The following is a 12,602-nucleotide window of genomic DNA, read 5'->3' as shown; positions in this document are numbered from 1 at the left end:
GCGCAGGCCTATCGACCGTGCGGCAGGTTTCGCTTCAGGGCGCTCTTGAAAATGACGACTCGTCAGCGCGTGACGTTGACGATGACGCGCTGGTATCGGGTCAGGCGCGGCGTGCCGTGGTCGGTCACGGCCAGGATGATGTGCAGCGTGCCGGTGCCGGGCGGCATGACGCGGGTGGTGGGCACCTTGAACGAGGCCTTGGCCTGGTCGAAGCCCTTGATCTCCAGCGGCTGGCCCGAGCGGGCGCTTGACAGCGCCAGCGTGCCGGCCTCGGCATAACAGAACCATTCGTAGGACAGCGCGTCGCCGTCGGGGTCGCTGCTGCCGGCAGCGCTGAGCTCGACGAGCTGGCCGGGCTTGGCCTCCAGCGTGGCCGCGTGGCCGAGCTTGGCCACCGGCGGGTGGTTGGCCTCGGCGTAGGGCTTGATCGTCCAGTCCATGCGGGCTGCGAAGTCGTTCTGGAAGGCCTGGCGCCAGCGCCAGATGGTGGCGTGGTTGGTGGTGTGCCAGCGGCCGTCGGTGCCCAGCACCTCGTCCTGCGCGTCGCTCCAGATGGGCCGGGTTTCGGCCTGGAAATGCCAGCGCTGCAGGCGCGGCGTGTAGAGCTCATATCGACCGCCCCAGCCGCCCCAATCGGGGCGCTCGGGGGTGGCCAGGCCGTTGTCGATGAGGTTCATGAAGGACGGCGTGTCGCCCTCCATCAGGAACTCCCAACGCGGGTACTCGGCGCCCAGCGGGCCCTTGCGGTGGATGTTGCGCTCCAGCCATTCGTTGGTGACGACCGAGAAATCGGCACCGGCAAAGCGGCCGTGGAAGTTGTCGCCGCTGATGCCGCTCCAGGTGGCGTGGTGGTAGGCGCCGCCGGGCGCGTAGCCCGGGCTGACGATGTAGAACAGGCCGGGGAAGTTCTGCCGCAGCCACGGTCCGCTGTCGTCCTGGTCGGAGATGGCGTAGACGCGCAGCTTGGCGACGAATGCGGCCAGCGCCTCGGGGCTGCGCGTGGCGCGCACCTTCCACAGGGCCTGGGCCAGCACGTTGGGGCCGCCCCAGACAGGCACCCACAGCGGGCGTGGGTCGGCGCGGTCGACGGCGCGGATCAGCGCCTCGGAGCCGGGCGAGTCCTTGCCTTCTCCCACGCCCTGCATGCCGTAGACCGGCAGGCCTTCGGTGACCATGCCCAGCAGCTGTTCACCGGCGGGGAAGCCGCGTTCGTGCTTCTCCAGGTTGTCGCGCACCTTGGCGTAGGCGCTGACGATCTGGCGGATGCGCTGCGGCGCAACGCGGCTTTTCTGGTGGGTGGAGGTGGTGGCCACCAGGCCTTCGAGGTCGAACTGGTTGGCGTAGGTGAGCAGCCGCACCATGGACATGGCGTCGTCGGGCTCGTTCTCGATGTCAGTCAGCACCAGCACGCGGGGCTTGGCGGCAATGGCGGGCGCGGCCAGGGCAAGGCCCAGGGCCAGCATCAGGGGGGTGAATGCGCGTCGGAACATGATCGTGCTCAGGGTTGGGTGGCGGTGGGCGTGAGGGTGCGCAGTCGCTTGGCAAAGTCGCCGAGGAAATCGGCGCGCCAGCGGCTCAGCGTGCGGGCTCCCTGGTGGGGGCCTTCGCTGACGCGCGGGTCGGGGTCGTCGGTCCACCAGTTCGGCCAGCGCGGGTCGGGCTGGCGTGCCAGCGCGGGCGCCGGCATGCGGGAGGTGAAGCCGCCGGATTGGCCGTCCAGGCCGGGGTGGTTGCTGCTGATGCGATAGGCCCAGGTCTTGGCTTCCTTGGGCGAGAACAGGAAGCGCCAGCTGCCGTCGGGCTGGGCGAAACCAGGGAACTCCTGGCCGTCGACCACCAATGCCGCCTGTGCAGGCGAGGGTGCGGCCCCGGCTGGGCGGTAGACCAGCTCGACGATGGCGAAGGCCTCGACCACGTCCGTCGCCTTCGGCGGCTGCTCGAAGCGGGCGCGCGGCCGCGTCCAGGCGCGCACGTAGCGGCCGCCCCAGCCTTCGGCGGTGGGGTCGTCGCGTGTGGTGCTGAGCACATAGGTCAGCGACGGCGAGTCGCCCATCTTCACGAGCGGGTCGATGCTGGCGAAGTAATCGCCCAAGGCGCCGTGGCCCCTCACCTGGCGGCTCACGAAGGCCGCGTTGCCGAGGTCACCCGACTGGTTGCCGCCGACGAACCAACCCCGGTAGGTGGAGTTGCTCTCGATGATCCAGAGGTCAGGGTGCTCGCGGGCGATGTAGTCGTAGGCGGTGGTGGACCACTTCTTGTTCGGCCCGCCTATCCAGTGCACGCGCAACTTGCGCTTGATGGTCGGGTCGTCATGCAGCGCCTGGGCGAGGTCGTCGATGCCGCCCCAGACTAGCAGCCACAGCGGGCGCGGGTCGTTGGCGTGTGCGCGCTCGATGATCCAGCGCGAGCCCTCGGTGGGCTCGCCCCAGCCGCGCAGGTCGGCCGGGTCGCTGGCGCCCTGCTTGGCGATGGCGCGCAGCGCGTCGGGCGTGGGGTAGCGGGCCGACACCGCACGCAGCGCCGGGTAGTCGCGGGCATAGACGTCGATGAGCTCCAGCAGGTAGCGGCGGCGGTCGCGCGCAGGACCCCACGGCGAGGCGACCAGGCCTTCGAGGGTGATCCGGTCGGCGTACAGCAGCAGGTGCACGAGGGACTGGAAGTCGTCGAAGTCGGTGCCGCCGATGTCGGTGGAGACGATGACACGGGGCAGCGGCGCGGCGGGGGGCGTCTGCGCGGACGCAGCGAACGTCACGGACAGCAGCAGCAGCAGGCGCAGGCAGAAGGCTTTCACGGTGCGGGCTCTCACAGTTCAGGGCTGGCGCTGCAGCACGAGCAGCGCATCTTCCCAGCCGGCCGGCGGGAGTTGGGCACGGGTCTCGTCCTTGGCGAACGGCGCCGCCTTCACTTCGCGGCCATCCCGCGGGTCCACCCAGGTGGCGGCGGCAGCTCCGCTCAGCACGTTGCGCACCAGAGTGGCCGAGCGGTTGGAGAAGTACACCAGCGCCCGGGCGCCCGTGTCGTCGAGCACGGCGGTCTTCAGGCTCTCGCCCTCGCCGACGCCGTCGATCAAGGCGCCGTGCGGCACCCAGCGCCACCAGGCGTGAGCCTGCAAGATGCCCTTGGCCACGCCCGAGGCCTGCGCCGCGCCGGGGAAGTGCAGCGCCTGCTGCCAGGTGTAGCCGCAGTTGTAGTCGCCGCCCTGGCCGCGCATGGCCCAGACCGGGCCGGCGCCGTAGGTGTGGCCGGCACCGCCGCCGAAGAAGCTGTGATACAGCTGGCGGCGCACCATCACCGGCGTGACCCAGCCGCATTCGTGGCGGTAGGAGCCGTACTCGTAGGAGCCCTCCAGGAACAGGCTGGGCTTGGCCGGGGTGTCCCGCTGGTAGTCGGCCAGCATGGCCGCATGCACCTGCTCCAGCTGGCGCCAGACTTCCACGCCGTTGGCGTCCAGCCAGGCGTCGTCATGCAGCGAGACCGAGGAACTGTAGGGCGCGTCGCCGTCGGGGTGGTAGGTCATCAGCAGCCGGTCCCAGGCCGGGTCGGGCCGGTTCCAGGCCAGCGGCCGGCCGGTGACGCCCCGGCCGATGCCCTCGGCCATGGCGCGCACCAGCGGGCGGGCGTCGAAGCGCGACGGGCGCTGGTTCTTGTCGTAGCCCTGGCTGAACGGGCGGGTGTCGCCGCCGAGAATCCAGACGATGTGCGGCTGCTCGCGGTAGCGCTGGCCCAGGAAGGCGCCGAAGCTGGCAGCCGTCGTCGCGTCGTACAGCCGGCGCGAGCCTTCGGACGAGGCCGCCAGGTAGGCCCGTGCCCAGACCGGCAGCAGGCCCAGCACCATGCCGCGCTGGCGCACGGCGCGCACGATGTAGTCGGCGTGGTCCCAGTAGTCGTTGGGCGCGTCGGGGGTGCCGCCGGGCACGACCAGCGGGCGTGCCGTGTCGGGCGCGTCGTCCGAGCCGGCGAAAGGCCGGAAGCCATAGGCATTGGGCAGGTTGGCCGGGCCGCTCTTGAGGCCGCCACCGTGCGGATACCAGTGCGCCACGGTCTGGATGACGGTGAAGCCGAGTTGCTTGCGCTGGTCCAGGTAGGCATCGACCTCCTCGCGCTTCAGGTACTGGACCATGCCCCAGGCGGTGTCGCCCAGCCACAGGAAGGGCGTGCCGTCGGGCTGCTGCAGGTGGTGGCGGTTGGGGGCCACCTGTAGGGGGGCGACGGGCGAGGCATCGCCGGCAGCGCAGGCGAGCGGAGCGGCCGCAGCGAGGGCGAGCAGGCAGATCACAGGCGAGGCGGCGCGGGCCAGCGCACGCAGGAAAGGGGCAGTCATGTCTTGCGGTTGCTCCAGGAATGTGTGGTGGGGACGCCCACGCTCGGGTTCGCCCCAGGTGAATGGTATGACGAGATGGATGGATGATGACACCAGGTTAACCCATGTGAAGACCTGAATACCCACAATGACGGAGACAACCATGACCCAATTCCAAGTGCGCCGGGGCGCGCGACCCTTTGCGCTGTCGACAGTGGCCAGCGCCGTCTGTCTGCTCGGCCTGGTCGCGCAGACCCAGGCGCAGACCCCTGCGCCGGCGCCGACACAGACCATCGAGCGCGTGGAGATCACCGGCTCCATCTTCAAGCGCCTGTCCGACCAGACCGCGCTGCCCGTCAGCACCATCCGCGCTGAGGAAATCTCCGCCCGCGGGCATGTGGAGCTCAAGGACTTCCTGCTGGAGCTGCCCGAGTCGTCCACCATCGGCTTCTACTCGGGCACGGTGGGCACGCTGATCAACCTGCGCGGCCTGGGCCAGGCCCGCTCGCTGACGCTGATGAACGGCCGGCGCTTCGCCAACGAGCCGCTGACCGACCAGTACGTCAGCGCCAACACGGTGCCCAAGATCGCGATGAGCCGCGTGGAGACGCTACGTGACGGCGCCTCGTCCATCTACGGATCCGATGCCATCGGCGGCGTGCAGAACTACTACACCTTCAAGACCTTCACGGGCGTCAAGCTCAAGGCAGACATGATGGAGCCGCAGCGCAAGGGCGGCGGCGACACCCAGGGCTATGCGGTGCTGGCCGGCATTGGCGATCTGGCCAGCCAGCGCTGGAACGTCTACGGCGGTTTCGAGTACAGCAAGCGCAACGTGCTGTTCCGTCGCGACCGGCCCGAGCTGTCGGGCCTGGATGCCAACGGCCTGCCCAACACCAACCTGAGCCCCGATCTGATCGCGATGGGACTGGCCGGCTCGACGGACCTGAACTCCAGCACCAGCACGCCCGCCAACTTCCTGGTGTCGCTGGCGGCCAACGGCATCCCGAACGGCACGGTCTACAACCCTTATGCGACAACGGGCTGCAATTCACCCATCTCTGTTCGCAGCTCCGCCACCGCGACGACCTGCTCGCTGAACGTACGCAGCCTCAACCTCAGCACGTACGGCAACGGCACCGACCTGTCCAACTGGTACGGCAAGGGCACGCTGGCCCTGCCGGGCGACCATCAGCTCAGCCTGGAGGTCAACCACTCGATGAACCACATCTTCCAGTACAGCAACGTGGTGGGCATCACGAACCAGAACTACTACCTGTCCCTGCCCAAGACCAGCAAGTGGTACCCCGGCGGCACCGGGGGCGTGCCCATCACCCGCAATGCCAGTGGCAACGTGGTTGTCGCCAATGCTTCGCTGGCGTCGTCGCCGGCACGGCTGTACCTCCGCTGGGCGCCGCTGGATGCCGGGCTGCCCGAGATCCGCGAGGAGCATGTCAACGACCGCGTCGTGCTGGCATCGGAAGGCACGTTCCTGGGCTTCGACTACCGCGCCGGCCTGAACTGGGGCCGTGCAACGCGCAACACGATGCGCGACAACGTCTACCGCACGGCCGCTCTGCAAAGCGGCCTGGATGACGGCACGCTGAACCCGTTCGGGCTGCAGGACGCCGCCGGCATGAAGTACCTGCAGGACAACCAGATCGACAAGGACATCCGCCGCAAGGCGCAGACGACCAACACCAGCGTCGACCTCACGCTCACGCGCGAGCTGATGGACCTGCGCGGCGGCCCGCTGACGTTCGGCCTCGGGTTGGAACTTCGGCGCAACCAGTGGCAGGCCTGGGGCTTTGCCACCAACGACATGACGGTCGTGCCCGGCGCCATCCAGGCGGCCAACACGACGGCGGCCTACCTGGGCAAGGTGCCCACCACCTACGCCGAGGCCATCCCGAACTCCAACCAGCCCGACAGCACGATGAATGGGCAGGCCACGCGCAAGGTGCATTCCATCTTTACCGAAGTCGAAGCGCCCGTGCTGAGGAGCGTGACGCTGAGTGCCGCCGTGCGTGCAGACAGCTACAAGTATTCGCACCAGACCATCAACGGCGTGAACCCCAAGATCGGCGTGCGCTATCAACCGACGGCGAACATCATGCTGCGGGCCTCGGCGAACACGGGCTTCCGCGTGCCGTCGCTGCCAGAGCTGTTCGGCAATGCCGATGGCATCCGCTCCGGCCGCATCGACGATCCGCTGTACTGCGACAGCCTGACCAACACGTCCAAGAACCCGTCGTTGACCACCTCGCAGGTCTGCGATGTCGACATCTTCGAGGTGACTTCCACACGGTCCAACGGCACCAAGCTCAAGCCCGAGAAGTCGCGGGCCTGGACGGTGGGCTTCGGTCTGCAGCCCAGCCCTGACGTAGCGATCACGCTGGACTACTGGTCCACCACGGTCCGCAACATGCTCGGCACCGTCAATCTGGATACGCTGGTGGCCAACTACGGCTTCTATGAGGCGCAGTTCATCCGGCGTGCCGACGGCACCATCGAGCGCGTGCAGAACACCAAGGCCAATGCGGGCGACATGCGCGCCTCCGGCGCCGACTTCAGCTTCAAGCTGCGCCTGAAGACGGCCGACGTTGGCACCTGGACACCGAGCCTGGACGTGTCCTACACCAACGACATCGCGACGCGGCTGGTGGGCAGCACGGAATGGATCAGCGCGCTGGCCACCTCCGAGCCGCTGGGCATCACGACGCAGGACGGCCTGACCGGCAACCGCGCCACGATGCACCGCTGGAAGCACACGGCCAGCCTGAGCTGGCGCGGCGGTAAGTGGAGCTGGACGCTGGCCCAGCGCTACCAGAGCAAACTGCGCGACCGCAACGAGCCCGCCCGTGTGAACGCGGCAGGCTCGGAGGGCGCGCGCGACGTCCGCCCCTATGAAAGCTTCAACCTGACGGTGGGCTACAACGGCTTCAAGGGTCTACGTCTGACGGCTGGCATCAACAACCTGTTTGCCGAGAACCCGCCGCTAACCAACAACTCGCGCTACCAGGGCTACCAGACCCAGATCGCCGATGTGCTGGGCCGCGCCTACCGAATGAGCGCCGAGTACCAGTTCTGAGGTCAGCGGTGCGACCCGGGCCGGCGCCGTGGAAAGAGGGCGCCGGCACGCATCCATGTGGCGCGGCGCGGCTCCGCTCGTCTCGGCTATGCGCCGGCGCCGATGCTGCGTCGCAGGCGCTGGCCCCGTGCGCCTTCGCCGCCACCCACAGCATGATGTATCGACCTCCTCGCGCTTGAAGTACTGGACCCGGTCACCGGCGGTGTCGCCCAGCCGCAGCAAGGGCGGGCCGTCGGGCTGCCGCAGGTGGTGACGATGAGGTGCGTCCTTAAGGGGGGCAGGGCCGTCGGCCAGGTCGCGGCCGAGGCGCCGCAGGCCAGGCATGTCTCGCGGTTGCTCTAGCGGCGTAGGGTGCGGACACCCACGCTCGGGTTCGTCCCAGGTGCATGGTATGACGACATGGGTGGATGATGACACCAGGTTAGCCCATGTGAAGACCTGAGTACCCACAATGACGGAGACAACCATGACCCAATTTCAAGTGCGCCGGGGCGCGCAACCCTTTGCGCTGTCGACAGTGGCGAGCGCCGTCTGTCTGCTCGGCCTGGTCGCGCAGGCCCAGGCGCAGACGGCGGCGCCTGCGCCGGCGCCGACACAGACCATCGAGCGCGTGGAGATCACCGGCTCCATCTTCAAGCGCCTGTCCGACCAGACCGCACTGCCCGTCAGCACCATCCGCGCTGAGGAAATCTCCGCCCGCGGTCATGTGGAGCTCAAGGACTTCCTGCTGGAGCTGCCCGAGTCGTCCACCATCGGCTTCTACTCGGGCACGGTCGGCACGTTGATCAACCTGCGTGGCCTGGGCCAGGCCCGTTCGCTGACGCTGATGAACGGCCGGCGCTTTGCCAACGAGCCGCTGACGGATCAGTACGTCAGCGCCAATACCGTGCCCAAGATTGCGATGTCTCGGGTTGAGACCCTGCGCGATGGCGCTTCCTCGATCTACGGCTCGGATGCCATTGGCGGCGTGCAGAACTACTACACCTTCCAGTCCTTCAAGGGCGTCAAGGTCAAGGCGGACATGATGCAGCCTCAGCGTCGCGGCGGTGGCGACACTCTGGGTTATGCCGTGCTTGCTGGTGTGGGCGATCTCGGCAGTCAGGGCTGGAACATCTACGGTGGCTTCGAGTACAGCAAGCGTGAGGTGCTGTTCCGCCGCGATCGCCCGGAGCTGGCGGGTCTTGATGCCAACGGCCTGCCCAACACCAATCTGAGCCCCGACCTGATTGCGATGGGTTTGGCTGGCTCCACGGACCTGACCGCCAGCACCAGCTCGCCAGCAAACTTCCTGACCACCCTGGGCAGCAACGGCGTGCCCAATGGCACGGTCTACAACCCCTACGCCACCACCGGCTGCACGCCGCCGCTGAGCGTGCGCAGCTCGGCCACGGCCCTGACCTGTTCGCTGAACCAGCGCAACCTCGACCTGAGCACCTACGGCAATGGCACGGAGTTGATGAATTGGTATGGCAAAGGCACGTTGAACCTGCCCGGCGACCATCAGGTCAGCCTGGAGGTGCTTCACTCGGCAAACGACATCCTGGCCTACAACAGCCCCGTCGGCACCACCAACGCAAACTACTACCTGTCTCTGCCCAAGAGCAGTCCTTGGTATCCCGGCGGTTCCGGCGGCGTGCCCGTGGTGCGCAACGCTGCGGGCACTGTCGTTGTCGCCGATGCCAACCTGGCGAGTTCGCCAGCCCGGTTGTACCTGCGCTGGGCGCCGCTGGATGCCGGACTGCCCCAGTTGCGTGACGAGCACATCAACGAACGCGTGGTGCTGGCGTCGGAAGGTGCGTTCCTGGGTTTCGACTACCGCGCGGGTCTCAACTGGGGCCGTGCGCAGCGAAACACGATGCGCGACAAGGTCTACCGCACGCAGGCCCTGCAGACCGGCCTGGACAACGGCACGCTCAATCCGTTCGGCATCCAGAACGAAGCCGGCATGAAGTACCTGCGCGACAACCTGATCGAGCTGGACACCCGCCGCAAGGCTCAGACGACCAACAGCAGCGTCGACCTCACGCTGACGCGTGAACTGATGGACCTGCGCGGCGGCCCGCTGAGGCTGGGCCTGGGTGCAGAGCTGCGCCGCAACGTGTGGCAAGCCTGGGGCTATGCCACCAACGATGTGGTCGTTGTGCCGGGTGCCATCCAGGCGGCTAACACGACATCCGCCTACCTGGGCAAGGTGCCGTTTACCTACAGCGAGGCCATCCCGAACTCCAACCAGCCCGATTCCACGATGAACGGGCGCGCAGTGCGCAAGGTCAACTCGGTGTTCGCGGAGGTCGATGCGCCGGTTCTCAAGAGCCTGACGCTGAATGCCGCCGTGCGCGCCGACAGCTACAAGTACTCGCACCAGACCATCAAGGGCGTGAACCCGAAAATCGGCGTGCGATACCAGCCCGACCGCACATGGATGTTGCGGGCCTCCGCCAACACCGGCTTCCGCGTGCCCTCGTTGCCCGAAGTTTTCGGCAACGCTGAGGAGTTTCGCAACTCCTCCATCGATGACCCGCTGTACTGCAACAGTCTCACCAACACGTCGAACAACCCTGGGCTGACCACGGCCCAGGTGTGTGACTTCGAAGTGACCCAGATCGTCAAGTCGAAATCTGCAGGCACCACACTCAAGCCCGAGAAGTCAAAGGCCTGGACGGTGGGCTTTGGCTTGCAGCCCAGTCCCGACGTGACCATCACTGTTGACTACTGGTCCACCATGGTCCGCGACGTGCTTGGCACCGTGGCCATCGAGCAACTGCTCGCCAACTACGACAAGTACGCCGCGCAGTTCATCCGCCGTGCTGACGGTTCTATCGAGCGCGTTCTGAACAGCAAGGCGAATGCGGGCGACATGAGGGCGTCGGGCACAGACTTCAGCTTGAAGCTCCGCATCAAGACGGCCGATATCGGCACTTTCACGCCGAGCCTGGATGTGTCCTACACCAACGACATCGCCACCCGGGTGGTTGGAACGTCCGAGTGGGTCAGCGCCTTGGCCACCTCCGAGCCGCTGGGCGTCAGCACGCAAGACGGCCTGACCGGCAACCGCGCCACGATGCACCGCTGGAAGCACACGGCCAGCCTTTCGTGGCGCGGTGGCCACTGGAACTGGACCCTGGCCCAGCGCTACCAGAGCAAGCTGCGCGACCGCAACGAGCCCGCGCGTGTAAACGCGGCAGGCTCGGAGGGCGCGCGCGATGTCCGCCCCTACGAAAGCTTCAACCTGACGGTGGGCTACAACGGCTTCAAGGGCTTGAGGCTGACGGCTGGCATCAACAACCTGTTCGCAGAGAACCCGCCGCTGACCAACAACTCGCGCTACCAGGGCTACCAGACCCAGATCGCCGACGTGTTGGGACGCTCCTACCGCGCGAGCGCCGAGTACCAGTTCTGACGCAGCGAGAGTAAACCGTGCCGGTTGCGTGGAGACACGGCGCTGGCACGGCATTCATGCCGGTTGCGTGGTTTGTATGCCCGGCCTACTTCAGCCTAGCCGTTCTTGAGCGCGCGATTCTTGACGCTCAGTCAGGGAGCCACCATGTTCTTCGTACCCTCCAGGATGGCCTGGACTCTCTTCGCGGCCGTGCTCGTTTCGGCATGCGCCAGCAATGATGCTTCTCGGCAGCCGCAAGCCCCAGGGGTCTCAGCCGCTGCCACCGGCATCACGTTCGAAGAGCTGCAGCCGGGCCTTTGCAACCCCGTGCTCTTCGAGAAGCGCAACAACAGCCACACAGGGCCAGGCTACATCAACCCGCCCAACAATCTGTCGGCCCGCGTGACCTGGAGCGTTGCATCGCCTGCAGGCGGGCAATACACGGTGGCCATCCGGTTCTCCAACGGCGGCACAACGCCACGGTCTGGCGAGTTGCTGGTCAATGGCGCGGCCGACCCCAAACGCAAGGTGCCCCTGCTGCCCACGGGCGCCTGGACGCAATGGGAGACGGCCAGCTTCGTCGTCGACCTGGCACCGGGACAGAACTCGCTGGTGCTGCGTGCGACCTCCGACACGGGTCTGCCGAACATCGATTCGATGACGGTGACCGGCGCGAACCCGTCGCCCGGCAACTGCGGCAAGGCGGCACCGGGCATGGCCGCCAAGGCGCCGGTGGATGAGTCGCGGCTGAAAGCCGCGCCCGTCGGTTGGGTGACGCAGGGCTCGGGTGTCACCGGCGGTGGCAAGCTGGCCCCTGTCGTCGTGTCGACCCTGGAGGAATTGCAACGGCTTGCCGGCGACACGCAGCCGCAGGTGATCCATGTGGCGGGGCGGCTGAAGGGCACGCTGAGCGTCGGCTCCAACAAGACCATCGTCGGCTTGCCAGGCGCCGAGATCGCCAGCGACGGCGGCGCACTGCGGCTCAAGGGCTCGCGCAACGTGATCATCCAGAACCTGACCTTTGTGGGGGTTCACGCCAGGAACAGCCCCAACACAGTCCTGCACGACGTTGAGAACGTTTGGCTGGATCACAACACCTTTGTCGACGGCAACCCTGACCTCGTGGTCGTGTCCGGGACGTCGAACTGGGTCACGATTTCGTGGAACGTCTTCCGCCACACCTTGTTCGGACACGAACATGCCGGCGTCAACATCGGCGCCCGTGATACCGCCACCGAGAGCGTTGGGCGTCTCAAGGTGACGCTGCATCACAACTTCTTCGCCGAGTTGGTCAACGAGCGCATGCCGCGCGTGCGCTTCGGGCAGGTCCACAGCTTCAACAACTTCGCCGACGCTGGCACGGACGACTTGTCGCGTTCGTATTACGCCGTTCGCGCCGGCTTCGACGCCAACGTGCGGTCGGAGCGCAACGTCTACCGCAACTTCAAGGGCCCCTCCTGGTGGTGGTCCTCCGAGTTCCTGGGCGCCGAGAACGCCACGGTCTTCAACTACGCCCGAGGCAACCAGAACAGCATCCTGGAGTCCGTGGAGGATGTCTGCCTGCCGGCCTGCGTGGTCGGCCCCATCGACGTCAAGGAGCATGAGAGTGTGACGGGCAAGGCCGGCTTCTACAGCGTCGGTCGGGCCTTCGTGCCGCCCTACCGCTACGTGGCGGAGCCGACCGCCGGCCTGGAGGCCCGGGTGCGCGCAGGCGCGGGCGCCCGCTGACGCAGCAAGTGCCTCGGACGTGCTGCCAAGTGAACGCTGCGCTGGGCGCTGACGGGTTGTTCGAGCGCATGCCCAGCGACAAGGCCAGCCACGCCGCAGGTCAT

6 protein-coding genes are annotated in these 12,602 nt (G+C 67.2%); 3 read left to right on the top strand and 3 right to left on the bottom strand.

The window, feature by feature from the left end:
- Positions 1-62: 62 nt before the first annotated feature.
- From ACG02S_RS19920 to ACG02S_RS19910, 3 genes are read right to left on the bottom strand one after another with little or no spacing between them, the layout of a single operon-like run.
- Positions 63-1,490 carry a DUF1593 domain-containing protein gene (locus tag ACG02S_RS19920; protein WP_394472235.1) on the bottom strand — a complete coding sequence of 476 codons (1,428 nt, stop codon included), beginning with the start codon at positions 1,488-1,490 and terminating at the stop codon, positions 63-65.
- Positions 1,491-1,498: 8 nt separating this feature from the next.
- Positions 1,499-2,791, bottom strand: coding sequence for a nucleoside hydrolase-like domain-containing protein (locus tag ACG02S_RS19915; RefSeq protein ID WP_394472234.1), 1,293 nt, complete (start codon positions 2,789-2,791; stop codon positions 1,499-1,501).
- An 18-nt stretch (positions 2,792-2,809) separates the two neighbouring features.
- Positions 2,810-4,321, bottom strand: coding sequence for a glycoside hydrolase family 140 protein (locus ACG02S_RS19910; RefSeq protein WP_394472233.1), 1,512 nt, complete (start codon positions 4,319-4,321; stop codon positions 2,810-2,812).
- Positions 4,322-4,463: 142 nt separating this feature from the next.
- Here ACG02S_RS19910 and ACG02S_RS19905 point away from each other — a divergent pair, with 142 nt between their 5' ends.
- From ACG02S_RS19905 to ACG02S_RS19895, 3 genes are all read left to right on the top strand, one after another.
- Positions 4,464-7,391: a TonB-dependent receptor domain-containing protein gene (locus tag ACG02S_RS19905; RefSeq protein ID WP_394472232.1), complete on the top strand. Its 2,928-nt coding sequence runs from the start codon at positions 4,464-4,466 to the stop codon at positions 7,389-7,391.
- Between the two features lie 466 nt (positions 7,392-7,857).
- Complete coding sequence (locus ACG02S_RS19900) at positions 7,858-10,791, top strand: TonB-dependent receptor domain-containing protein (protein WP_394472231.1); 2,934 nt, start codon at positions 7,858-7,860, stop codon at positions 10,789-10,791.
- A 306-nt stretch (positions 10,792-11,097) separates the two neighbouring features.
- Positions 11,098-12,498 (top strand): pectate lyase family protein, encoded by a 1,401-nt coding sequence (locus tag ACG02S_RS19895; protein ID WP_394472230.1) that lies wholly within the window; start codon positions 11,098-11,100, stop codon positions 12,496-12,498.
- The last annotated feature ends 104 nt before the right edge of the window (positions 12,499-12,602 follow it).

It is taken from the genome of Pelomonas dachongensis (genome assembly GCF_043555865.1).
Taxonomy (GTDB): domain Bacteria; phylum Pseudomonadota; class Gammaproteobacteria; order Burkholderiales; family Burkholderiaceae_C; genus Pelomonas; species Pelomonas dachongensis.
This window is presented reverse-complemented; position numbering and strand designations above follow the sequence as displayed.

Excerpts from the sequence above, each read along its gene's own strand:
- ACG02S_RS19920 (WP_394472235.1), bottom strand. The coding sequence starts at position 1,490 with ATGTTCCGACGCGCATTCACCCCCCTGATGCTGGCCCTGGGCCTTGCC.
- ACG02S_RS19910 (WP_394472233.1), bottom strand. The coding sequence starts at position 4,321 with ATGACTGCCCCTTTCCTGCGTGCGCTGGCCCGCGCCGCCTCGCCTGTG.
- ACG02S_RS19905 (WP_394472232.1), top strand. The coding sequence starts at position 4,464 with ATGACCCAATTCCAAGTGCGCCGGGGCGCGCGACCCTTTGCGCTGTCG.
- ACG02S_RS19900 (WP_394472231.1), top strand. The coding sequence starts at position 7,858 with ATGACCCAATTTCAAGTGCGCCGGGGCGCGCAACCCTTTGCGCTGTCG.